Raw genomic sequence first — 22,370 nt, 5'->3', positions numbered from 1 at the left:
ACCTATAAAATACTATAATTTTTGTATAGGTTATTAAGTTTTGTGTTATACTGCTTGCATGAATAAAAGAATGCTATCAATCGGTCAAGCGAGTAAGCTTTTGGGTGTAACTATCCAAACCTTACGCAATTGGGATAAAAAAGATTTGTTAAAACCTGATGAACTCACTAAAGGCGGTGAAAGGCGTTACAAGTTAGAAAGTTTAAGGCGTATCAATAGAAACGCAGTCTTTAATCAAGATGAATTAAAAACAATAGCTTATGCTAGAGTAAGCTCGCATGACCAACAAGAGGATTTAATCAGACAAGTTCAAGTTTTAGAGCTTTATTGCGCTAGATGCGGCTTTAACTATGAAGTGATACAAGATTTAGGGAGTGGCATGAACTACTATAAAAAAGGCTTAACCAAGCTTTTAAACTTAATCTTAGACAATCAAGTCAAGCGCCTTGTATTAACGCATAAAGACAGATTATTACGCTTTGGAGCTGAATTGGTATTCAGTATTTGTGAAGCTAAAGAAGTAGAAGTGGTTATCATCAATAAGGGTGATGAGAATGTGAGGTTTGAAGAAGAATTAGCCAAAGATGTTTTAGAAATTATAACCGTCTTTAGCGCTAGATTGTATGGCTCTAGGTCTAAGAAAAACAAAAAACTCTTAGATGAAATGCAAGAAGTCATAACTAACAATGTCAGCTATCTCAATCACGCATAAAATCGCTTTAAAGCCTAATAACAAGCATATTACTTACTTTAAAAAAGCTTTTGGGTGCGCTAGGTTCGCTTATAATTGGGGGTTAGCTAAATGGAAAGAAAACTACCAACTGGGTATTAAAACTAACCATCTACAGCTTAAAAAAGAATTTAACGCTCTTAAAAAATCGCAATTTAATTTCGTTTATGAAGTAACTAAATACGCCACCCAACAGCCTTTTATCCACTTAAATCTAGCCTTTAATAAGTTTTTTAGGGATTTGAAAAAAGGTTTAGTGAGTTACCCTAAATTTAAAAAGAAAAGAGAGTTTCAAGGTTCTTTTTATATAGGGGGCGACCAAATTAAAATCATTCAAACAGCTAATACTGGTTATTTAAAAATACCTAACTTACCACCAATCAAACTCACTGAAAAACTAAGATTTCAAGGCAAAATCAATAACGCTACCATCACTCAAAAGGGCGATCATTTCTATGTTTCAATCTCTTGTGGTGTTGATGAGAGTGAATACAAACGAACCCATAAACTCCAAGAGAGTCATAATAAACTAGGGGTTGATATAGGGATTAAATCCTTTGTGAGTTTGTCTAATGGCTTAAATATCTATGCCCCTAAGCCCTTAGATAAGCTTACTAGAAAGCTTGTAAGAATTAGCAGACAACTGAGTAAAAAAATCCACCCAAAAACCAAAGGGGATAAAACCAAGAAATCTAATAATTACTTAAAGCATTCTAAAAAGCTTACCCACTTGCATGAAAAAATCGCTAACATCAGACTTGATTTTTTACACAAGCTCACAAGCTCTCTTATAAGACACTCAAACTCGTTTTGTTTAGAGAGTTTGAAAGTCAAAAACATGTTTAAAAATCACAGGTTGGCTAAATCTTTAAGCGATGTTTCTATGTCTGTGTTTAACACGCTATTAGAGTATAAAGCTAAATACTCTAATAAAGAAATTCTAAGAGCTGACACTTACTATCCAAGCTCTAAGACTTGTTCTAATTGTCAAAAGGTTAAACAAGATTTAAAACTTAAAGATAGGATTTATCAATGCCTAGAGTGTGGCTTTGAATTAGATAGAGATATAAACGCTGCTATCAATCTTTTAAAGCATTTAGTAGGTAGAGTTACTGCCGAATTTACGCCTATGGACTTGACAGCTCTGTTGAATGATTTATCCAAAAATCGTTTAGCAACTAGCAAGGTTGAACTAGGAATACAACAAAAACCCTAAATTAAGAGAATTTTATAGCTCTTTATAGGATTTTATAGGTTTGTAGTAACGGTTAATATGAAAGTTTTCGCCTTGATTATAAATCCCATCAAAATACTTGGTAAAAGAATACAAACCATTTAATCTATCAAGAGCTAGAATATCAATGTTAGAGTATTTTAAAGCGCTCATCATTAAATAGCTAATGAGCGTGGTTTTACCAGCTCCTGTTGCTCCTATAATCATCGTATGCCCTACCACTCGTGCAACATTATGGGCTAACACGCCTTTATGTTTGACTTCTTGGTTGTGGAAGTTAAACAAATAAGGGCTATGGTCTAGGTTCTTAAACACAGATAAAGGCATATCACCCCAAGAATTTGCCCTAAAACCTGTATTATTTTTTTCAAACAAGATTAAAGAGGCTATCACTTGGGAAGTTTGATTTCTCATTCTAGGGTTAATGTTTGCATTATTAGGGAAGAATGAAAAATAAGAGGGTTTTAGCCCTATGGTTTCTGTAACACTGCCTAGTCCAGCGTTATTAAGCAAGGATAAAATCTCTTTTAAAGATTTGTCTAATTTGGCTTTGCTCTTAGCTCTTATAACTAAGTTTAAGGCGCACTCTTGCATACTCAAACGATTGGCTTGCACCAATTCTATATAATCATCAATATCATTTTTCACCATTTTAGAAAGCGTGAGTTTTTTCTTGGTTTTTAGAAAATTCAAGCTTTCAAACTGCCCTAATGAACGGATATGAAAGATTAAATCTAATTCAATTTGCGTGTTTGACATACTCCCCATAGCTAAAGCTAGGGGATTCTAGCTAAAGCTATGGGACTTCTTTTGGTATCAAGCAAATTCTGCCTAACAAGTAGGTCTTACAAATTCTACACCTAGGGTTTAGATGCCCCTACCCTGCGAATATTGATAGCTGCGTTCAAATCCCTATCTATCACCAAGCCACAATGCTTGCAATGGTATTCATCACCTGTCTTGCCGCTTTTTCTGAAATCTTTATTAATTTCTTCATTGACAAACAGGCAATTAGAACAAGTCTTAGAACTGGGATAAAATCTATCAATTTTAACGACATTAGCCTTATTTTCAAGGATCTTCACAAACTCGCTAAAAGCTAAATCGCTCACCTTTCTGCCCCAAAGTTTTTGCATGGCTTTCATGTTCAAGTCTTCAATGAAGATCGTTTGGTATTCTCTGCTCAGCTTCAAAGCCAATTTATGGAAGAAATCGGTCCTTAAACATTTGATTTTTTGGTGCAACTGAGTCAATTTCTTTTTAGCTTTCTTGAAGTTATTAGAACCCTTAATTTTTTTGCTAAGGTTTCTACTAATTCGTTTGATTAAAGGCAAGTATTTAGAGAAAAACAAAGGCGATTCTATCTTAGTGTGGTCAGACCCTGTCAAAAAAGTCTTTAACCCAAAGTCAAAACCCACGCTCTTATCGCATGCGGTTTGCTTGTTAGGATGGTTTTCTAATTCACAGACTAGACACAAGAAATAATCGCCTGTGTTGTCTCTCTTAATGGTTAAAGTTTTTATTTTCCCTATAAACGCATAAGTTTTGATGAACTTGTATCTATAACCATTAAAAGAAATAACATTGTCTTTTAATGCAAACCCCACTCCCTTATTCAATCCTGTCTTTTTGTCAATCTGACTCTTAAAAGTGAAAGACTTGTAGTTGGCTACTTTTTTGAATCGTGGCAGTTTGGCTTGTTTGTTAAAGAATTTTTTGAACGCTTTGTCTATCCTCTCAGCCAAATCTTGTATGGTTTGTGAGCCTAGTGTTTTTAAAAAAGCATAACGATGGGTCTTTTTTAGCTTGGTGATGTGTTTTTGCAGATCGTAAAGTTTTAGATACTTTTTGAAAAGCCTGTAATAGCGTTTGTGCAAGGCGATACAATGATTATACAGCACCCCATAACGCCTTAATAGTGTGTCTATATGCTTAGTCTTATCATTGGTGTAGAGCTTTTGTTTGTAGGTTATCAACATAATTTTTCCATTTTTCTTTTTGCTTAGGGCGGTTGCTGTTTTGTTGGTTTTCAATGTATTGTTTGACAACATTCAAAGGCACACCACCCACTGTTGAAATGAAACAAGAATTAGTCCATAAAGTAGGCAGTTTTGTTTTTAAGTGGTTAAATTCTTGTCTTAATACCTTACTGCTACGACCTTTAGCGGTTTTAATGAATTTCATCACTCCAAAGCTTGGATCAACATCAGCTAAAATGTGGATATGGTCTTTATCAGTTTGCATTTCTATGATTTCCACTCTCAATTCTTTAGCCACTTCTTGAATGATTTCTTTCAATCTCAATTCCACAGCTCCTACTAATACCTTACGCCTGTATTTAGGACACCACACAATATGGTATTTGCAAGAATAGACAATGTTGTGGTTGTTTTTGTATAAAACAGCGTCTCATATTTGTATTATATTTAAAAAAATAACTGATACAAGATATTGATAGCGTTAGCATTATTTTTGGATATAACGACAACACTGATACGCTATTAACGCCTAATGCGTTTCGCCTTGTATCCCCATAGCTAAAGCTAGGGGCTTTACGGCGTTAGGTGGTAAAAGGGTAGAAATGGGGAGAGAAGAAATTTCTTCACTCTCATAGTTTTTAATACCCACACACGCACAAAAGGTGCTTTGATTTTGAAATTCAATGACAAAGTAATCTTTTTTAAAATGCACATTACTAGCAATATAGCTATCACTTAGTCGCTTTAATTTAGGATTAAAGGCGATGTATTTGCCATTGATATACTCCGCATAGAAATTCAACACTTCTTTAGAATTTAAGAGAGTGGGTTTAAACTCTCTTAATGCGTTTTTCACTCTTTCTATGGTTTGAATGAGTAAGGCTCTTTTACTTGTGGCGCTAAAGGTTGTCTTTTTTTTGAACTTTTTTTTCTTGTCTTTTTTAGAGCTTGTGTTTGAATGGGTCTCATTGGAGTTATTTTCATTCTCTTTAGAGCTTTCTTCTAATTCTTCATTGATTGAAGTAGTCATTTCTAATTTCTTTTTCTCAAAGAAAGATTTGACATTAGAAGTAATGCTCTCAAACACTAAAAAATATTCTGTTTTATAGATTTCCTTGCTTTCAAATTGTGTGATAATGGCTTTGGCATAAGGGTTGTCAATGTTGGGGCTTTGATTGATAAATTCTTTACGCCTTTTAGCCACAATCCTTAATTGAATGTCCTTACTAATGGTATTGAGAACATTTTGTCTTGTATCAAAATAGCCCTCCAAATCTTTTTGCATTAAATTAGAATAACTTAGTCCTTGTAAAGACATAATAGCGACTAAATTTTCTTGTTTGGTGATAATAAAAGTATCATCATACAAGCCTAAATATTGCATTCCTCTGCCATAGAATAGGTTTTTGGCACAAAACCTGTTAAAAGCTCTATGGCTTTCTCTTTGCAATATTTAAAAGCGTTTTCTAGCATTAAGAAGACTTTCCTTTTCTTTTAGGGGGCTTAGAATTATTGCTTACATGCAAAATTACATTTTTATGAAAATCATCTACAATGCTTTTAATACCACAAACAAGAGTATAAGCGTCATTATATTGCTCGTTTTTCTCTAATAAATTCACACTCTCTTTCAATTTAGAGATAGTTTGCTCTAAGTTGTAAGTAATGGTCATTTTATTAGGTTTTTCTACTACGATTTCTTGTTTCATATTCTTTCCTTTTAAGCATAAAATGAATTAGATTTGGTTTTAATCTTGGAATGAGCGATTAAAATGTCGCTTATATCTTCATCAAAAAACTCCGCTATGCTAAAAACCAATAAAAAGCATGCATACAGCATAAGAGAGTTCAATATATCTAGCCAAGGTGTCATCACAAATGGAACAAAACTTGAGAGCAAAAAGCTCTTAGCATTGAGCCAAAGAAACTTTTCTTTGGAACTGATTTCTTTGAGATTAGAAACTGAAATACCGACTAATTGCATTGATAAGCCTTAGTTACCAACACTAGTCATAAACCATTGAGCTAAGGCTGGGGCTTTAAAAAATATCAGCGTTCCTAAAACAACTCCCAAAATAGTTAATAAGATTTCTTTCCATCTATCTAAGTTTTTCCACACAAAAATACCAATAGCAATGAATATAATCATTAAAATGCCCTTACCTGTAGGGCTTTGGAGTTGTTGTTCAATGCTATTAAAAAATGTAGTCATATCCGCTTGTAATAAAAGTGGTGAAAAACCTAAAAAGGCGATAAGCTTTCTAAAATGTCTTAATTTTTTCATGCAATGTTCCTTTCTTTTTTAATCACGCAAAATTGAGCTATCACTTTATAAGATTGTTGATTGAGCTTAAAATCCAAGTGATAAACAACAAGCTCTTCATCTTTTTCTAAACTTTCTTCATTGACAACTTGTGATAAATGAATGATTTGATTTTTTAAGGCTTGTGTCATTTCGTAGGTTAGAACCTTTAAAACACTCATTTGCTTGATTTGATCTAAATTCAAAGGCTCTCTGTCTTTTAGTAGGGCAAACTCGCTCTCAAAGGTAAAATGCCCTAAATTGTTTTCTAAAAGTTGCTCTAACAACAAGAAGTCTTTATCCCATAAATAACTACAAGTAAGCTCTGTTTCACTTTCTAATGTTTTTGCGATTATCTCTTGTTCTTTGTTTGAATAAAACTTTTCTAAATGCTTTTTAATGTCTAGCAATTCTTCATCAATTTGTATGGACTTTTTGTCTAGGGTTAGTTCAATCATTGTCTTTCTCTCTTTGTAGATGGTTGGCTTTGAAATAAAATGTTGCTCGTTAGTTCAAGTATTTTTAAAACATGACCTTTTAACTTCTCTTGCAACAATTCTTTTCCAAACAATTCTTCTAAAATTTTGTTCTGCGTTTCTGTGTCTGTCTGCGAAAAATCAATTTGTAAAGTTTTTTCATTCAAATCAAAACAAATATTCAAAATATCGCTTGGTGTCATTTTTAAGCACTCTCTTGAAAGTAATTTGAAACTTTGGGTGAGTTGTTAATAGGTTCGCCAACACACTCTCTGTCTTTTAAGGCTTTTAAGAGATTTTTCTTCACAATGGCTGTTTGATAAAAACACAAATTGCTTGGAATATCTTTGTTTGTTAAGTCTTTGTAAGTTAGAGTGTAAGTGGTGTTAGGATTAAAAATAGGCGTGAATTTTAAAACCACATTGTTAGCTCTTTGCATAAGCTCTTGGCTAGGAATGTGTATAATGCATTCTTTTTTGTTGATTGTTACTCTCTCAATTGCTTTAGCAAACTTTTCCAAGAAACGCATAATCTGTAAGAAAAAGGGCGACGGGATATTGTTCTTTTTATTCGCTCCTACTGAGTTGTAGCCCTCTAATTCTCTGTAGTCCTTGAGATACACATACAAGTATCTTTGTTTGTTCTTAATGACTTCAATTAAGCCTTGCTCTTCTAATATATTGACATTCTTTCTTAAGGTTCTTGCCACAATTTGTAAAAATGTTTTGGCGTAATGTCTATCTAGAGCAATTTTATTGGACTTAGCATTAAATGCGAGTTTGTAGAGCATATCTAGTAATCGCTTAGCCCCTTGTCCGCCCATAAAACTTATATAGCCTTGTTCATGCATAATGCTAGGATTAAATAATTTGTAGTCTAAGTCTTTTTTAGTTTTGAAAAAATGCTCATGCGTATTTTTAGCATAAGAAAGATTTGACTTATAAAGTGTGTTTAACTCATCTTTATCTAAATTAGGCTTTAAAGTTTTTGCCATAGTTTTTAAGTCCCTTTCTATGAGACTTAGAGACAAAAACTAACATTCTAGTAAGAATGGTTGAAAATAAATCAGCGAGCGGTTTTTAGCGTTTTTAAGATAACGCTTTAACCCCCCATTTTAACCCCCATTAGGGGCTTAGTCATTACCCCTTAATGCGTTTTTTTATCCTGGATGTATTTTTTCAATTCACCCTTTTTGATATAGGGGATAAACTCGCCATAGCCCTCTTTTTCCATGTCTTTTAAGGGGATAAACCTTAAAGCCGCGCTATTAATGCAATACCTTAAGCCCCCTAATTCTTTAGGCCCATCGTTAAACACATGCCCTAAATGCGCCTTACCAATACGGCTCAATACTTCAATGCGTTTCCTATTAAGGCTCTCATCGTCTTCGTATTTCACCACATCTTTATTGATAGGCTTAGAAAAGCTTGGCCACCCGCAACCGGAGTCGTATTTATCCGCTGAAGAAAATAACGGCTCGCCTGTGGTAATATCCACATAAATGCCCTCTTCTTCTTTGTTGTAATACTCATTTTCAAAGGGTTTCTCAGTGTGTTTGTTTTGAGTCACCTCATATTGGAGTTTGGTGAGTTTTTTCTTTAAAACTTCATCGCTTGGTTTGGTGTATTTATCATCATCCACAATCACTTCATCCGCCTTTTTTAAATCAATATGGCAATAACCACCAGGATTTTTCTTCAAATAATCTTGGTGATACTCTTCAGCCCTCACATAATTTTTTAAAGGCTCCACCTCAATAGCGATTTTGCCTTTCACTTCTTTTTGTAACGCTTTTAAGGCGTGATCTATCACTTCTTTATCCGCGCTATTAACATAATAAATCCCTGTGCGATACTGCCTGCCCACATCGTTACCCTGCTTATTCACGCTCACCGGATCAATCACCTTAAAATAGTAACGCAACAATTTGTCCAAACTGATTTTTTTAGGATCATAAATGACTTTCACGCTTTCAGCATGATCGCTTTCATGCAACTTTTCATAATTCGTGCTTGAAGTCTTGCCGTTAGCGTAACCAGAGCTTGCGTCTATGACGCCATAAATCCTCTCCATATACGCCTCTAGCCCCCAAAAGCACCCCCCAGCCAAGTAAATCACTCTTTCATCGGTTTTTTGGTGTTGAGATCCCATGCTTTCATTCGCTTGCATAATCGCTCCTATTAGTAGAAAAAGATAAAAATGTTTCAAGTAAGATAATACTTTCATTGAATAACTTTGTTTTAATTTTAATGGTGTTCGCCATTATAACTAAAAAAAATGGTAGTTACTCTTTAAATTAAGTTTAAATTTCAATAAGGCTCTGTTCTGTTAGGTAACAAAAGTTCCAATCACATCCATTCAACAATCTTGCCCACCGCATTGGCTTCATAGCATTTGATCGAGGTTTTTTGGCTGGGTTTTTTAGGCAAAATGGCTTTTAAAAAGCCGTAATTTTCCATTTCTTTCAATCTGGCGTTCAAATTAGGGGCTTCTAAAATCCTGCCATTCAAACTCACTTCGCCCAAAAACGCCGTTTTATTGTCAATTTTTCTGTTTTTAAAGCTTGAAAGGATGCTGGCAATGACCGCTAAATCGCAAGCCGGCTCGCTAATCTTAATCCCTCCGCTCACATTAATGAACACATCATGGCGGTTTAAGGGGATTTCTAGCTTTTTTTCTAATAAAGCGATGAGCATGTTAAGGCGGTTGGTGTCAAACCCGTTCGCTAATCGTTTGGGCGCTCCGAAACTGCACTCGCTCACCAACGCCTGAATCTCTAAAATCAACGCCCTTGAGCCTTCTAAAGTGATGGTGATCGCGCTCCCCTCCATAGGCTCTTCTTGAGAAAAAAACAAGCTTGAAGCTTCTTTAGCGCTCACCAAACCCTGCTCTTTCATTTCAAACAAGCCGATTTCACTCGTAGGGCCAAAGCGGTTTTTAAAACTCCTTAAAATCCTTAATTCCCTACTGGGATCGCCTTCAAAATACAGCACGCTATCCACCATATGCTCTAACACTCTAGGCCCTGCGATGCTCCCTTCTTTAGTGATATGACCGATGATAAAAACAGCAATATTTCTTGTTTTAGCCAAACGCATGAGCTCAAAAGTGATCTCTCGCACTTGCGAAATAGAGCCGGGTGCTGAAGAAATCTCTGGCGAATAAAGCGTTTGAATGGAATCAATCACGCAAGCAAAATAATTTTCGCTTTCAATATTAGCCTTAATCACAGGCCAATTGATTTCATTGAGCAGATACAATTCTTTTTCTATGCAATCCAATCTAGTGGCGCGCATTTTAATCTGGCTCAAGCTCTCTTCCCCGCTCACATACAAAACCTTTTGCTGGTTTTTGGCTAAGCCAGAAGCCACTTTTAAAAGCAGAGTGGATTTCCCCACCCCAGGACTCCCCCCCACCAAATACAACCCCCCTTTAGCGATCCCCCCACCTAAAACAATATCCAACTCGCTTTGAGTGGAAGAAAACTTGATCACTTCTTCATGCTCAATTTCAGCGATAGAAACGCTTTTTTGCGCTTTTGGGATCGGATTTTTAAGCGTGTTTAAAACTTCCTTTTGAGCTTGGTTCAATTCTATAAAACTTTCCCATGCGTTGCATTGAACGCACTTGCCTAGCCACTTAGGGCTTGTAAAACCGCAATGCTGACACTCAAATAAAGAAGTTTTTTTAGCCAAAATATTTCTCTTTTTTAAAACCACACAGCTAAATACTGGATAAAAATAGGGTTTTAGTTTTGTTTTATAGCAAAACTCGTGGAGCTAAACTCAAAAACAAGTTAAAAAGTTATCAAGCGCCATTTTGCTCTATTTTTCTTAAAGCCTTCAAAATATAGCGTTTGATATAAGATCCCACGCTTTCTTCTTCTTCGCTAGCCATTTTCTCTAGTTTTTGGTATTGCTCATCAGAAAAATACAAGCTTACAGCACGAGTTTTTTTATTAGCGTCTGCTTTTGGTTTGCGCCCTAGTTTATTTTTAGCGCCCCTTAAGCGAGTTTCATCTGTGTTTTCTGTCGTTTCCATCAAGTTCCTTCAATCATCATCGCAAATCGCTTCAAAATAGCATATTAGCATAAAAGTAGCGTATAATGAATAATGTTGCAAGTGCTAATCATTTCTCATTGTGAGTTTATTAGCGCTTCGCTTGAAAAAGGCTTCCACCCCCTAAAAAGTTCAAATCAAATCGGTAACACCCTGATACTGCGATCCAATAATTCCTGTAAGGCGTTTTCAATGGCAAATAAAGTCCCAGTAGCCGCGCTCATGCACCCATCGCATGCCCCCATGTAGCGGATATACACATCAATGTAATCATCGCTTTCTTTAATGTCTAAAATCTCTAAATCCCCTCCATCCATCATAAGCATCGGGCGGATATTTTCATCAATGACTTTATCCACGGCTTTAATCTTTTGAACCATAGTCATTTCCCTGAAAGCCAATTCCCCGCTTTGAGATTTATTAGCGGTGGCTTTAAGTTTTTCAGCTTCCATTTCTTCGCGCACTTCTTTAAGAATATCCACCAGGTAATAATCCCTTTTTTCATGCCCTCCAGGCCTCACACAGCTTTTACAAAAAGCGCCGGCTTTGGTGTAGTTAGTGATTTCTTCAACGCTTTTTAAATCATTGAGCCTAATCACTTCTTTAATCGTGCCTAAACTCACCCTAGCGCACTCGCACACGATGATTTCTTCTTCAAAATCTTCAGCGTTTTTCCCCAAATACATGCCGGCAGCTTTTTTGATCACATCATACGCCATCACGGAGCAGTGCATTTTTTGCCCAGGGACAGCCGGCGTGTCCGGTTCATCTCTCAAGCCTCTTTCCACATCTAAATTCGTGATTTTTACCGCCTCTTGGACTCTTTTGTTCAAACACAATTCCACCATCATGTCTGAGCTTGCGATCGCTGTCCCGCAACCAAAGCTTTTAAACTTCGCATCAACAATCTTATCCGTGCTTTCATCTACAAGCCAATACAACCTCACCGCATCACCGCATGCTTCTGCGCCATAATCTGCTACAATGAGCTTAGCGTTTCTAGCCTTAGCCTGCTCTTCGGTGATGACCCCTAAATGCGTAGGGTTATCCATGCGCCTTTGAACTTCTTTAGAATACGCGTCCCAAAGGGCTGATCCCACTAAATCATGTTTTGCCATTTTGATTCCTTTATATCCTTTTTAATAAGAGCTTGAAATGTTTCTCAACCTTGTAGCCGCTTGAGAGAAAACTTCAATCGTTTTATCAATTTCAGCTTCCGTGTTAAAACGGCTCAATGAAAGCCTGATAGCGGTATGAGCTAATTCCTTACTCGCTCCAATCGCCACCATGACAGGATTAGCCTCTAAATCCTCACTCGCGCACGCGCTCCCTGTGGAAGCGGCGATATTAGAGCGATTCAAATCCCACAGCATGGCCTCTCCTTCAATCCCTCTCACGCTGATTAAAGTCGTGTTAGGCACACGATGGATTCGATCCCCCACCACCATCACATCAGGGATTTTCAAAAGCGCTTCTTCTAATTTGTCGCGCAATTTCCCTACCACTTCTTTTTCATAGTCTAAATGCTCTACGGCTAATTTCATCGCTTCGCCCATGCCCACGATGTAAGGCACATTCAAAGTCCCGCTACGCCTGCCATTCATGTGCTCCCCGCCATGAAAAAGAGGGGTCAATCCCACCCCACTTCTAATATACAACCCCCCAATGCCTTTAGGCCCATGAAACTTGTGCGCGCTAAAAGAAAGGAAATCCACATTCGCTTTTAACACATCTACAGGGATCTTACCAATCGCTTGCACCGCATCGGTATGGAACAACACGCCCTTTTCTTTACAAATAGCCCCAATTTCTTCAATAGGGAAAATGAGACCGGTTTCATTATTCGCCCACATCACGCTCACTAAAGCGGTTTTTTCTGTGATCGCTTCTTTGACTTGCTCTGCGGTGATACTCCCATGCTCATTAATGGGCAAGTAAGTAACTTCCACCCCCAAGCTTTCTAAAAAATTGCAAGTGGATCGCACCGCCGGATGCTCTGTAACCGTGGTTACAATATGGTTTTTGCCTTTTTTCAAGCATTCATCAAAATACACGCCCTTTAAAACCCAATTATTGCTTTCTGTCGCGCAAGAAGTGATGATCACATCATCTATATCCCTAGCGTTAATGCCCTTATAAAGCTTGTCTAGCGCTTCTGCAATGGCTGGGTGGGTTTCTGTGCCAAACTGGTGCAACGAGCTAGGATTCCCGTAATGATCCCTTAAAAACGGATCCATGATCTCTTTGACTTTAGGATCAATCCTAGTTGTAGCGTTATTGTCTAAATAGATTCGTTGTAACAAATGAGTGTTCTCCTTAAAAATTTTACATAGATTTTCTTATCTAGGTCTAAATTATGATTAAATACAAGATATTTTCTTAATTTTAACTTAAAATAAGATGAATTTTTGAAAACATTTTGAGAAATGCGAACATCCCCCTATCAAAAACCAACAACAGCCACTACCAACTCTCTTAAGGTTTTTTAAGGGGTCTCCCACGCCTGTCTTTTAAGGCGTCTATCCCCCCTTGTTGGTAACGCTTCCCCCACACATAGAGTTTTTGCAATTGCTTCGCCACTTCTTTTTTAGTGGGCTTAATGCCCCTAAGGTTATAAAGAGCGGTAACCATAATGGGCTTTGGGACATTAAACCTTTGGATAAATTCCAAACAATCTTTTTTGAGCTGGGAGTCTTGCTTGTTTTTAGTAATATCCACATGGCTTAAATATTGCAACACATAAAGGCGTTTTTCTTCATCTTCTTGCGCGATTTCTGGGGCTAACTCCATCCCTTGACTAACGCCTTTAAAAAACTTATTTGAAACCTCTTGGGTGGGATAAACGCTCAAATAAGTTTCTAGTAAAGAAATCACTCTTTTTTGCTGTTCCAATAGTGCGTCTATCTTGGCGCTCAAACGATTTATTTTACTTTCCATGCCTTCAATACTAACCACTAAAAATAAATAGCTATTTAATCATTAAAAATGATTATTCTAATACCATGCTCCAAATTAAGATGTGTTTTTATGATCATGCTACAATAAAAAACGCAAAATGATTTCAAAGAAAAAGGGCTTAAAATGAAAACTTTTGAAGTAATGATTCAAACCGATTCGCAAGGGTATTTGGACGCTAAATTTGGCGGTAACGCTCCTAGAGGGTTTCTCAATCCAAACGGCTTACCCACTTATTCGCCTAAAATCTCATGGCAAAAAGTAGAAGGCGCTCAAAGCTATGCGTTAGAACTCATCGATCATGACGCTCAAAAAGTGTGTGGCATGTCGTTTGTCCATTGGGTCGTGGGCAATATTTCTTATAATGTTTTAGAAGAAAACGCTTCCATGATGGATAAAAGGATTGCTCAAGGGGTCAATTCGCTCACTCAAGGCTTTATCCGTTCTTCTCTCAATGAAAGCGAAAAACAACGCTCCAATCTCAATAACAGCACCTATATCGGCCCCATGCCCCCTAATGGCGATCACCATTACTTGATTCAAGTGTATGCCCTAGACATTCCTAAACTCGCCTTAAAAGCCCCTTTCTTCTTAGGCGATTTGCATGACAAAATGCGTGGGCATATCATCGCCATAGGGAGAAAGGAATTTTTATACAAGCAGTTTGTGAGGAAATAGGCTACATGCTTGTAGCTATTCTTTCGCTAAATTGAATTTTTGATACATTTCTAAAATTCTCTTTTCATCTAGCATGCTTTCTTCAATTCTTGTGCCTATCAAATCGGCATGGTGCTTTTTAAAATCTTTTAAAGGGATTAAATCATTATCAACAATAGCGTTTCGCCTCTTTTTAGCTAAAGGGAAGTGCCATTGCATGAGTTCTTTATCTTTAATATGGTGTTTATCTTTAAGCTTTAAAATTTCATAAAAATCACCATTATGTTGCCAAATTTCAAAAGGCTCACAATCGTTATAAAATAACCAATGATCTCCCCATGCATCTAAAAACCCAAAATCCCCATCATTACGCACAAACACTTCAAAATCCCGCACCACAAAATTAATGCGCGAATACATCACAACCTCTTTAATGCTCTTAGGGATATAAAAACTTTCATAAAGTTTTTTAGCGTCATAAATATGATCGCAATCAATTTTGATAACCCACTCATTTTTAGGGATAAAAGAAAACGTATAATTACAGTAATGATAGAACTGGTGCCACAAACTCGGGCAATCCTTTAGTATAACTTCATAAGGATAGCTGATAGGGATAAATGAGGGGAACTTTTTACAAAACTCTAAAATCACTTCTTTAGAGCCATCATCGCAATCATTAAAACCAATGACCCCCCTTTGAATGGCAGGAAGCATAGAAAACAAATTCTCTTCTAAAGTAACGATTTCATTTTTGACTCTAATAAAAGCCCATGGGTTTAGAGGGCTTTTAGGGTTTTGACTTTCTTTATCATAGTCAAAATAACCCAAATGCGTGGGATTGGGCAGAGTTAAAGTAGGATGGATAACCCTATCTTCTAAATGCCCCCCCCCCCATAATTATAATTAAGAGAACTATTTTTATAAATACTCTTATTGCGTTCAATGAAACTTTCATTATTTAAAGAAGCGATAGCCAAAAACACGCTTTCTTGATGGTCATGGTTGAATAAAGCTTTTTCTTGAAGAGAATGAAGTTTTTTAGCCTCTAACATTTCCTTAATTTCATGATTGATTTCACCATAAATATTTTTGTCCCCTTTTAAACTACGAACATATCTGACCACAAAAGGCATTCTCTCTTTAATAAAACCCTTGATTTTATTTTTTAACCCCATAAAAACTCCTGATTGAAATAAAACGCTACTAAAAGCAAAATCTTATTATACTACACTCTCGCTACATTTCCAAACCGCTCCCTAACTTCCCTATCCAACGCCAGCACTTCATCTAAATTAGAGAGCTTGAAAGGCGTTTTAGCGTATGATTCTAGGGCTTGAGAAATGGTTTTGATAAGCCCACCAAAAGCGATCTCTTGATTTAAAAACTTCTCCATCGCCACCTCATTGCTCGCATTCAGCACCACGCCAAGCTTTGGGTTTTCCAACAACAAGTCTTTATAACGCCACAAAGTGTAGCGCTCCATGCTAATGGGTTCAAATTTAATCGCGCTTAAAGCGTATAAATCTAAGGGTTTGATAGACGCGCTCAAAGAAGCTAACTTCGGATCGATCGCATAGCTTATGGGTAATTGCATGTCCGCGCTCGCCAAATGCGCAATGATAGAGTTATCTTCAAACTCCACCAAAGCATGCACGATAGAACTCCTTTCAATCAGCGCATCAATCTTTAAAGACGCGCCAAAAAGCCAATAGGTTTCTAGGATTTCAAAAAGCTTATTGACCATGCTCGCTGAATCAATAGTGATTTTAGATCCCATGCTCCAATTAGGGTGCTTGAGCGCGTTTTGCGCGTTTTGAATAGGAATGAGTTCTAAAGGCGTATCCCTGAAAGCCCCCCCACTCGCGCTAATGATTAAGGATTTAGGCTTTAAAGCCTTGTTTTGCAACAACGCCCACAAACCAAAATGCTCGCTATCAATGGGCGTGATTTGTGAAATGTCTAATAAATGCCCCGCGCTCACCAAACTTTCTTTATTCGCTAGGGCTAGTTTTTTGTTAGTTTGCAAGCTTTTAAAGCTCGCCCTCAATCCAGCCACGCCCACAATGGCGTTAATGACTAAATTTGAAACGCACTCTTCTACCATCGCATCAATGCCCTCTAGCCCCACAAACACTTTCGCGCCCAAAGGCTCTAAACCATTCAAATCGTTAGGATCTAAAATCGCCACTTTCTTGGGTTTGAAAACTTTGATTTGCTCATTGATTAAAGCGATATTTTTCCCACAGCTTAAGGCTTCTATTCCTACCTTGAATTTTTTTGCGATTTTTAGGGCGTTTTTCCCAATAGAGCCGGTGCTTCCTAAAACAACCATTCAATCCCCCAAAAACACCGCCGTCTCTTTCCAAACTTCTAAAAAATACAACAACGCATGCAAGCCTAAAGCCCCAAAAAGCATGGAATCCAATCGGTCTAAAACGCCCCCATGCCCGGGCAAAATCTTACCGCTATCTTTGATCCCAGCCTTTCGTTTCAAATAGCTTTCATACAAATCCCCAAACACCGCCATAAGAGCGGTTAAAAAGCTGAATAAAAGCGCCATAAAAAAGCCCCCGCTCAATTTCCCCATGCCCACAAACGATCCTAAAACGCTCGCCAAAACCACGCCAATCAACGCACCCTCTAAGGTTTTATTTGGCGAAGTGGGCGTGAAAGGGGTTTTTCCTAAAAGCTTGCCTCCAAAAAACGCCCCCACATCGCTTGCAACCACCACGACTAAAAGCCAAATGATCGCCACCGCACCAAAATCCTTATAAACCCCAAAAAGCGCAAAAAACCCAACGCCCGGGTATAAAAAGGGTAAAATGGCTTCGCTATGGTGCGCTTTTTGATAAGCGATGATACTAGCCATGACCATCGCGCTAATAAGAGCGCATTCTATAGAGCGCCCGTTAAAATACGCCGCTACCCATGACAACACTAAAATAAGATACAAACTAAAGCTCGCTTTAACTTGAAATAGTCTTAACGCTTCAGAAAACCCTACCACATAAATCCCCCCTAAAACTGCCCAAAACAACAACAAATTGTCCGCATACAAAATCAAGCCTGCCACAATGATTAAAACAAACCCTGTAATGTAACGAGATTTTTCTTTAAATAACTCTTCTTTCACTTTTTTCCTTGATCAATTAAATACCAGCGAAACTAAAAAATAGCTAAACGCGCTAATCAAAACAACTCCCACTAAATTAAGCCACAAACCGGCTTTAATCATATCCGTTATTTTAACATACCCAGAGCCATAAGCTATCGCATTGGGTGGGGTGGCTACAGGGAGCATGAACGCGCAAGTCGCGCTCAAGGCTACAGGAATGGTCAATAACAAGCTTTGATGATTTTCATAACCCATGCCCATCGCAACCCCTCCAATCACCGGTAAAAACGCCGCAGCCGTGGCGGTGTTAGAAGTGATTTCGGTTAAGAAAATGACCATTAAAGTGACCATGAAAATAATGAATAAAATCGGTAAATGCGAAAAGCCAGAAACTAAATGCCCGATCCACAAACTCAACCCGGTTTTAGAAAATTGCGCGCTCAAGGCTAACCCGCCGCCAAATAAAAGCAACACATCCCAAGGGAGTTTTTTAGCAACACCCCAATCAATGAGCCTATCGCCATGATGGTTAGCGGGCAAAATGAATAAGAGTGCAGAAACCCCCATCGCAATCACTGAATCAATTTTATCTATCTTAATGCCCCAAGATTTTAAAATCGTATCTAAAAAAATCCACCCTAAAGACGCTAAAATAAAAATAACGCCCACAGAGATTTCCGCCCAACTCAAGCGGCCTAATTTTTTTAACTCTACCCTAATGACTTCCTTACCCCCTGGGATTTCTTTAATCTTTAAAGGGAAAATCACATAAGTGAGCAAGAGCCACGATAAAATGAGCATGATGAAGGCTAACGGCGTCCCAAACACCATCCACTGAGCGAAATCAATTTCAATATTGAAAGCGGTTTTCATATAGCCGGCTAATAAAGCGTTAGGCGGCGTGCCAATAAGAGTGCCTAAAGAGCCAATAGAAGCCGCATAAGCGATGCCAAGCATCAAGCAAATACTGAAATTCGTGCGATAAATGATGGTCTTTTCTTGAATGACTTGGGTAATATCTTTGCCCTTATGCACGATATTGCCCATAATACCCCCATGCGCTTTGGTGATTTCTTCTTTTTGATGCCATGAATTAGAGGCGTTTTCTTTGCCCACAAGTTTAGCGACTAATTGCAAAACGCTCATGCCAATAGGGAGCATCATCACTGCTGTTGCAGTATTGCTCACCCACATAGACAGAAAGCCTGTAGCTATCATGAAACCTAAAATCAACCTCCTAGGGCTTGTGCCTACTAATAAAATAATGCTTAAAGCGATGCGCGTGTGCAAATTCCATTTTTGCATGCTTAAAGCTAAAATAAACCCTCCCATAAAAAGAAAGATAATCGGCGATGCGTAAGAAGAGCTAACGCTAGCGAATTGATCCACGCTAAAGACGCTAAAAAGCACTAAAGGTAAAAGCGCGGTTGCGGGCAGGTCAATGGCTTCAGTCATCCACCATATCCCCATTAAAACAGCCACCCCAGCCACAACAGGCATCGCCTTATAATTTAAGGAATTGAGCTTGGGGATTTCTTCTACAATATGAGGCAGTTGAGCGTTTAAAGCGTAACAGATAATAAGCGCGATCAACGCCCCTCCTATTAACCCCAACAAGCGCACGATCTTAGTGCTTTTATCATCGGCGCGCGTATCTGTATGCGTATTGGCATGCGAATGATTTTCCATTTTATTTTACCCTTTAAAATTACTAACCTCCATGCTACAATAAAACTTTTTCAAAACTAAGATTTTAGAAAAATCATATCAAAACAGGAAAAGAAGTGGTAAAAGAAAGTGATATTTTAGTGATTGGTGGGGGGCATGCAGGCATTGAAGCGAGCTTGATTGCAGCCAAAATGGGGGCTAGAGTGCATCTAATCACCATGCTCATAGACACGATCGGTTTGGCGAGCTGTAACCCGGCGATTGGAGGCTTGGGTAAAGGGCATTTGACTAAAGAAGTGGATGTTTTAGGGGGGGCTATGGGGATTATTACGGATAATAGCGGTTTGCAATATCGTGTGTTAAACGCTTCTAAAGGGCCGGCAGTTAGAGGGACTAGGGCGCAAATTGATATGGATACTTACCGCATTTTTGCAAGGAATCTTGTTTTAAACACCCCTAATTTGAGCGTTTCTCAAGAAATGACTGAAAGTTTAATCATTGAAAATGATGAGATGGTGGGCGTAACCACGAACATTAACAACACTTATAAGGCTAAAAAAGTGATCATCACCACAGGCACTTTTTTAAAAGGGGTGGTGCATATTGGCGAGCACCAAAACCAAAACGGGCGCTTTGGGGAAAACGCTTCTAATTCTTTAGCCTTGAATTTAAGGGAGCTTGGCTTTAAGGTGGAAAGGTTAAAAACCGGCACTTGCCCAAGAGTGGCAGGCAATAGCATTGATTTTGAAGGCTTAGAAGAGCATTTTGGGGACACAAACCCTCCCTATTTTAGCTATAAAACCAAAGATTTTAACCCCACCCAACTCTCATGTTTTATCACTTACACCAACCCTATTACCCACCAAATCATTAGGGATAATTTCCACCGAGCTCCCCTATTTAGCGGTCAAATTGAAGGCATAGGCCCAAGGTATTGCCCTAGCATTGAAGATAAGATCAACCGTTTCAGCGAAAAAGAACGCCACCAGCTGTTTTTAGAGCCTCAAACCATCCACAAAAGCGAATATTATATCAACGGCTTAAGCACCTCTTTACCCCTAGATGTGCAAGAAAAGGTCATTCACTCTATCAAAGGCTTAGAAAACGCTCTCATCACGCGCTACGGCTATGCGATAGAGTATGATTTTATCCAGCCCACGGAATTGACCCACACTTTAGAAACCAAAAAAATCAAGGGGCTTTATTTGGCCGGGCAAATCAATGGGACTACCGGCTATGAAGAAGCGGCGGCTCAAGGGCTTATGGCTGGGATTAATGCGGTATTAGCTTTAAAGAATCAAGACCCCTTTATTTTAAAGCGCAATGAAGCTTATATCGGCGTTTTGATTGATGATTTGATTACTAAAGGCACGAATGAGCCTTACAGAATGTTTACCAGCCGAGCCGAATACCGCTTGCTTTTAAGAGAGGACAACACGCTTTTTAGGTTAGGCGAACATGCCTATCGTTTAGGACTTATGGAAGAGGATTTTTATAAGGGATTGAAAAAAGACCAACAAGAGATACAAGACAATCTCAAACGCCTTAAAGAATGCGTCCTTACCCCCAGTAAAGAAGTGTTAAAACGCTTGAATGAATTAGACGAAAACCCTATCAATGACAAGGTTGATGGCGTTAGTTTGTTAGCGCGCGATAGTTTTAATCTAGAAAAAATGCGCTCCTTTTTCAGCTTTTTAACGCCTTTGAATGAGCGGGTTTTAGAGCAGATTAAAATTGAATGCAAATATAATATTTATATTGAAAAGCAACACGAAAATATCGCTAAAATGGATAGCATGCTCAAAGTTTCTATCCCTAAAGGTTTTGTGTTTAAAGGCATTCCAGGCTTAAGCTTAGAAGCGGTAGAAAAGTTAGAAAAATTCCGCCCTAAAAGCCTTTTTGAAGCCTCAGAAATCAGCGGGATCACCCCGGCGAATTTAGATGTTTTGCATTTATACATCCATTTGCGAAAAAACTCTTAAAGGATTTTTAATGGACGCTTTAGAAATCACCCAAAAGCTCATCAGTTACCCCACCATCACGCCCAAAGAATGCGGTATTTTTGAATACATTAAATCGCTTTTTCCTACTTTTAAAGCTCTAGAGTGTGGAGAAAATGGCGTGAAAAACCTTTTTTTATACCGCATTTTTAACCCCCCAAAAGAGCATACAGAAGAAAAGCATGCAAAAGAAAAGCATGCAAAAAAAGAGCATGCAAAAGAAAGTGTTAAACCCTTGCACTTTTGCTTTGCAGGGCATATTGATGTCGTGCCTCCTGGAAATCATTGGCAAAGCGATCCCTTTAAACCTATTATTAAAGAGGGGTTTTTATACGGCCGTGGGGCGCAAGACATGAAAGGAGGCGTGGGGGCGTTTTTGAGCGCGAGTTTAAATTTTAACCCTAAAACCCCTTTCATGCTTTCTGTTTTACTCACAAGCGATGAAGAAGGGCCAGGGATTTTTGGCACTAGGCTTATGTTAGAAAAACTCAAAGAAAAAGATTTGCTCCCTCACATGGCGGTTGTGGCTGAACCCACTTGCGAAAAAATCCTAGGCGATAGCATCAAAATTGGCCGAAGAGGCTCTATTAATGGCAAACTCATTTTAAAAGGCACTCAAGGGCATGTAGCTTACCCGCAAAAATGCCAAAACCCCATTGATGCGCTCGCTTCTGTTTTGCCCTTGATTTCAGGAGTCCATTTAGACGATGGCGATGAATATTTTGATCCTTCAAAATTGGTTATCACCAACTTGCATGCAGGGTTAGGAGCGAATAATGTAACGCCCGCAAGCGTAGAAATCATCTTTAATGCGCGCCATTCTTTAAAAACCACCAAAGAGAGTTTGAAAGAATATTTAGAAAAGGTTTTAAAAAGCGTGCCTCACGCTTTAGAATTAGAATCAAGCAGTTCGCCTTTCATCACGGCTTCTCATTCAAAGCTTGCCAGCGTTTTAAAAGAAAATATTCTAAAGACATGCCATACCACCCCCCTTTTAAACACCAAAGGCGGCACGAGCGATGCGCGGTTTTTTAGCGCTCATGGCATAGAAGTGGTGGAATTTGGCGTTATTAATGACAGAATCCATGCCATTGATGAAAGGGTGAGCTTGAAAGAATTAGAGCTTTTAGAAAAAGTGTTTTTGGGGGTTTTAGAGAATTTGAGCGAGAAATAGAACCAAGGGGCATTCAAT

The 22,370-nt window shown here is 38.2% G+C and carries 23 protein-coding genes and 3 pseudogenes; 5 read left to right on the top strand and 21 right to left on the bottom strand.

All coding sequences use genetic code 11. The annotated features are described in order from the left end of the window. Positions 1 to 58: 58 nt before the first annotated feature. Together HPSH112_RS01225 and HPSH112_RS01220 are read left to right on the top strand one after the other, a co-directional pair. Positions 59 to 712: an IS607-like element IS607 family transposase gene (locus tag HPSH112_RS01225; protein ID WP_001042542.1), complete on the top strand. Its 654-nt coding sequence runs from the start codon at positions 59 to 61 to the stop codon at positions 710 to 712. Further along, positions 687 to 1,946: an RNA-guided endonuclease InsQ/TnpB family protein gene (locus HPSH112_RS01220; protein WP_001274344.1), complete on the top strand. Its 1,260-nt coding sequence runs from the start codon at positions 687 to 689 to the stop codon at positions 1,944 to 1,946. The genes HPSH112_RS01225 and HPSH112_RS01220 overlap by 26 nt, the downstream gene beginning before the upstream one ends. A gap of 45 nt (positions 1,947 to 1,991) precedes the next feature. Here the strand turns inward: HPSH112_RS01220 and HPSH112_RS01215 are convergent. The 16 genes and pseudogenes from HPSH112_RS01215 to HPSH112_RS01140 all read right to left on the bottom strand — a co-directional run. Then, positions 1,992 to 2,720 (bottom strand): annotated as a pseudogene (locus tag HPSH112_RS01215) (VirB4 family type IV secretion/conjugal transfer ATPase); the annotation flags it as partial. Positions 2,721 to 2,795: 75 nt separating this feature from the next. After that, a pseudogene (locus tag HPSH112_RS01210) lies at positions 2,796 to 3,943 on the bottom strand (RNA-guided endonuclease InsQ/TnpB family protein). Continuing rightward, on the bottom strand, positions 3,906 to 4,343 hold the full coding sequence (gene tnpA / locus HPSH112_RS01205) for an IS200/IS605 family transposase (protein ID WP_041199789.1): 438 nt from the start codon (positions 4,341 to 4,343) through the stop codon (positions 3,906 to 3,908). Before tnpA ends, HPSH112_RS01210 begins: the two are co-directional and overlap by 38 nt. A gap of 189 nt (positions 4,344 to 4,532) precedes the next feature. Then, positions 4,533 to 5,416, bottom strand: a pseudogene (locus tag HPSH112_RS01200) (VirB4 family type IV secretion/conjugal transfer ATPase); the annotation flags it as partial. Continuing rightward, entirely contained in the window at positions 5,416 to 5,652 is a 237-nt protein-coding gene (locus tag HPSH112_RS01195; protein ID WP_000806906.1) for a hypothetical protein, read from the bottom strand. The pseudogene HPSH112_RS01200 and the gene HPSH112_RS01195, both read right to left, overlap by 1 nt. 11 nt (positions 5,653 to 5,663) lie before the next feature. Next, positions 5,664 to 5,927, bottom strand: coding sequence for a hypothetical protein (locus tag HPSH112_RS01190; protein ID WP_001177721.1), 264 nt, complete (start codon positions 5,925 to 5,927; stop codon positions 5,664 to 5,666). Positions 5,928 to 5,936: 9 nt separating this feature from the next. After that, on the bottom strand, positions 5,937 to 6,227 hold the full coding sequence (locus tag HPSH112_RS01185; RefSeq protein ID WP_000736104.1) for a TrbC/VirB2 family protein: 291 nt from the start codon (positions 6,225 to 6,227) through the stop codon (positions 5,937 to 5,939). Next, positions 6,224 to 6,703, bottom strand: a complete 480-nt coding sequence (locus HPSH112_RS01180) for a hypothetical protein (protein ID WP_000571647.1) — start codon at positions 6,701 to 6,703, stop codon at positions 6,224 to 6,226. Before HPSH112_RS01180 ends, HPSH112_RS01185 begins: the two co-directional genes overlap by 4 nt. Continuing rightward, positions 6,700 to 6,924, bottom strand: coding sequence for a hypothetical protein (locus HPSH112_RS01175; protein ID WP_000188956.1), 225 nt, complete (start codon positions 6,922 to 6,924; stop codon positions 6,700 to 6,702). The genes HPSH112_RS01180 and HPSH112_RS01175 overlap by 4 nt, the downstream gene beginning before the upstream one ends. Before the next feature lie 2 nt (positions 6,925 to 6,926). Continuing rightward, a complete protein-coding gene (locus tag HPSH112_RS01170; protein ID WP_001140588.1) occupies positions 6,927 to 7,715 on the bottom strand; it encodes a hypothetical protein in 789 nt (262 codons plus the stop codon). 152 nt (positions 7,716 to 7,867) lie between these two features. After that, positions 7,868 to 8,947 carry a peptide-methionine (R)-S-oxide reductase MsrB gene (gene msrB, locus HPSH112_RS01165; protein ID WP_000866564.1) on the bottom strand — a complete coding sequence of 360 codons (1,080 nt, stop codon included), beginning with the start codon at positions 8,945 to 8,947 and terminating at the stop codon, positions 7,868 to 7,870. Between the two features lie 122 nt (positions 8,948 to 9,069). Further along, positions 9,070 to 10,416, bottom strand: coding sequence for a DNA repair protein RadA (gene radA / locus HPSH112_RS01160; RefSeq protein WP_014662196.1), 1,347 nt, complete (start codon positions 10,414 to 10,416; stop codon positions 9,070 to 9,072). A gap of 112 nt (positions 10,417 to 10,528) precedes the next feature. Continuing rightward, positions 10,529 to 10,762, bottom strand: a complete 234-nt coding sequence (locus HPSH112_RS01155) for a ribbon-helix-helix domain-containing protein (RefSeq protein ID WP_000450342.1) — start codon at positions 10,760 to 10,762, stop codon at positions 10,529 to 10,531. Positions 10,763 to 10,917: 155 nt separating this feature from the next. Then, the gene (locus HPSH112_RS01150; RefSeq protein ID WP_001051963.1) at positions 10,918 to 11,898 is read right to left on the bottom strand and encodes an iron-sulfur cluster assembly scaffold protein NifU; all 981 of its coding nucleotides are present in this window, start codon (positions 11,896 to 11,898) and stop codon (positions 10,918 to 10,920) included. Between the two features lie 21 nt (positions 11,899 to 11,919). Next, the gene (locus tag HPSH112_RS01145) at positions 11,920 to 13,083 is read right to left on the bottom strand and encodes a NifS family cysteine desulfurase (protein ID WP_000941704.1); all 1,164 of its coding nucleotides are present in this window, start codon (positions 13,081 to 13,083) and stop codon (positions 11,920 to 11,922) included. 172 nt (positions 13,084 to 13,255) lie between these two features. Next, a complete protein-coding gene (locus HPSH112_RS01140; protein ID WP_014662195.1) occupies positions 13,256 to 13,717 on the bottom strand; it encodes a helix-turn-helix domain-containing protein in 462 nt (153 codons plus the stop codon). 144 nt (positions 13,718 to 13,861) lie between these two features. On the opposite strand from HPSH112_RS01140, the gene HPSH112_RS01135 reads away from it, so the two are divergent. Further along, the gene (locus HPSH112_RS01135) at positions 13,862 to 14,413 is read left to right on the top strand and encodes a YbhB/YbcL family Raf kinase inhibitor-like protein (RefSeq protein WP_000846558.1); all 552 of its coding nucleotides are present in this window, start codon (positions 13,862 to 13,864) and stop codon (positions 14,411 to 14,413) included. A 15-nt stretch (positions 14,414 to 14,428) separates the two neighbouring features. On the opposite strand, the gene HPSH112_RS01130 is transcribed toward HPSH112_RS01135, so the two are convergent. The 5 genes from HPSH112_RS01130 to HPSH112_RS01110 are packed head-to-tail and all read right to left on the bottom strand — an operon-like array spanning position 14,429 to position 19,199. After that, positions 14,429 to 15,259 carry a beta-1,4-N-acetylgalactosamyltransferase gene (locus HPSH112_RS01130; protein ID WP_041199786.1) on the bottom strand — a complete coding sequence of 277 codons (831 nt, stop codon included), beginning with the start codon at positions 15,257 to 15,259 and terminating at the stop codon, positions 14,429 to 14,431. 11 nt (positions 15,260 to 15,270) lie between these two features. Next, complete coding sequence (locus HPSH112_RS01125; protein ID WP_000523438.1) at positions 15,271 to 15,570, bottom strand: hypothetical protein; 300 nt, start codon at positions 15,568 to 15,570, stop codon at positions 15,271 to 15,273. 50 nt (positions 15,571 to 15,620) lie between these two features. Next, positions 15,621 to 16,727: a 1-deoxy-D-xylulose-5-phosphate reductoisomerase gene (gene dxr / locus HPSH112_RS01120; protein WP_000260815.1), complete on the bottom strand. Its 1,107-nt coding sequence runs from the start codon at positions 16,725 to 16,727 to the stop codon at positions 15,621 to 15,623. Then, positions 16,728 to 17,528: a phosphatidate cytidylyltransferase gene (locus tag HPSH112_RS01115; protein ID WP_000656910.1), complete on the bottom strand. Its 801-nt coding sequence runs from the start codon at positions 17,526 to 17,528 to the stop codon at positions 16,728 to 16,730. It abuts the gene before it with no gap. A gap of 12 nt (positions 17,529 to 17,540) precedes the next feature. After that, positions 17,541 to 19,199: an SLC13 family permease gene (locus HPSH112_RS01110; RefSeq protein ID WP_000427541.1), complete on the bottom strand. Its 1,659-nt coding sequence runs from the start codon at positions 19,197 to 19,199 to the stop codon at positions 17,541 to 17,543. A 95-nt stretch (positions 19,200 to 19,294) separates the two neighbouring features. On the opposite strand from HPSH112_RS01110, the gene mnmG reads away from it, so the two are divergent. Both mnmG and dapE read left to right on the top strand, forming a co-directional pair. Then, positions 19,295 to 21,160: a tRNA uridine-5-carboxymethylaminomethyl(34) synthesis enzyme MnmG gene (mnmG, locus tag HPSH112_RS01105; RefSeq protein WP_000238020.1), complete on the top strand. Its 1,866-nt coding sequence runs from the start codon at positions 19,295 to 19,297 to the stop codon at positions 21,158 to 21,160. A gap of 10 nt (positions 21,161 to 21,170) precedes the next feature. Next, positions 21,171 to 22,352: a succinyl-diaminopimelate desuccinylase gene (gene dapE, locus HPSH112_RS01100; protein ID WP_000339204.1), complete on the top strand. Its 1,182-nt coding sequence runs from the start codon at positions 21,171 to 21,173 to the stop codon at positions 22,350 to 22,352. The last annotated feature ends 18 nt before the right edge of the window (positions 22,353 to 22,370 follow it).

It is taken from the genome of Helicobacter pylori Shi112, from assembly GCF_000277405.1.
Lineage (GTDB): Bacteria > Campylobacterota > Campylobacteria > Campylobacterales > Helicobacteraceae > Helicobacter > Helicobacter pylori_C.
Note: the sequence above shows the minus strand (reverse complement) of the source record. Positions and strands in the feature narration are given on the sequence as shown.

Bases quoted from the DNA above. Each gene is read 5' to 3' on its own strand.
- msrB (WP_000866564.1), bottom strand. From the start codon at position 8,947: ATGAAAGTATTATCTTACTTGAAACATTTTTATCTTTTTCTACTAATA.
- HPSH112_RS01190 (WP_001177721.1), bottom strand. From the start codon at position 5,927: ATGCAATTAGTCGGTATTTCAGTTTCTAATCTCAAAGAAATCAGTTCC.
- HPSH112_RS01125 (WP_000523438.1), bottom strand. From the start codon at position 15,570: ATGGGGTTAAAAAATAAAATCAAGGGTTTTATTAAAGAGAGAATGCCT.
- HPSH112_RS01180 (WP_000571647.1), bottom strand. From the start codon at position 6,703: ATGATTGAACTAACCCTAGACAAAAAGTCCATACAAATTGATGAAGAA.
- HPSH112_RS01135 (WP_000846558.1), top strand. From the start codon at position 13,862: ATGAAAACTTTTGAAGTAATGATTCAAACCGATTCGCAAGGGTATTTG.
- HPSH112_RS01140 (WP_014662195.1), bottom strand. From the start codon at position 13,717: ATGGAAAGTAAAATAAATCGTTTGAGCGCCAAGATAGACGCACTATTG.
- HPSH112_RS01185 (WP_000736104.1), bottom strand. From the start codon at position 6,227: ATGAAAAAATTAAGACATTTTAGAAAGCTTATCGCCTTTTTAGGTTTT.
- HPSH112_RS01110 (WP_000427541.1), bottom strand. From the start codon at position 19,199: ATGGAAAATCATTCGCATGCCAATACGCATACAGATACGCGCGCCGAT.
- HPSH112_RS01170 (WP_001140588.1), bottom strand. From the start codon at position 7,715: ATGGCAAAAACTTTAAAGCCTAATTTAGATAAAGATGAGTTAAACACA.
- HPSH112_RS01150 (WP_001051963.1), bottom strand. From the start codon at position 11,898: ATGGCAAAACATGATTTAGTGGGATCAGCCCTTTGGGACGCGTATTCT.
- HPSH112_RS01225 (WP_001042542.1), top strand. From the start codon at position 59: ATGAATAAAAGAATGCTATCAATCGGTCAAGCGAGTAAGCTTTTGGGT.
- dapE (WP_000339204.1), top strand. From the start codon at position 21,171: ATGGACGCTTTAGAAATCACCCAAAAGCTCATCAGTTACCCCACCATC.
- HPSH112_RS01155 (WP_000450342.1), bottom strand. From the start codon at position 10,762: ATGGAAACGACAGAAAACACAGATGAAACTCGCTTAAGGGGCGCTAAA.
- HPSH112_RS01175 (WP_000188956.1), bottom strand. From the start codon at position 6,924: ATGACACCAAGCGATATTTTGAATATTTGTTTTGATTTGAATGAAAAA.
- HPSH112_RS01220 (WP_001274344.1), top strand. From the start codon at position 687: ATGTCAGCTATCTCAATCACGCATAAAATCGCTTTAAAGCCTAATAAC.
- HPSH112_RS01195 (WP_000806906.1), bottom strand. From the start codon at position 5,652: ATGAAACAAGAAATCGTAGTAGAAAAACCTAATAAAATGACCATTACT.
- dxr (WP_000260815.1), bottom strand. From the start codon at position 16,727: ATGGTTGTTTTAGGAAGCACCGGCTCTATTGGGAAAAACGCCCTAAAA.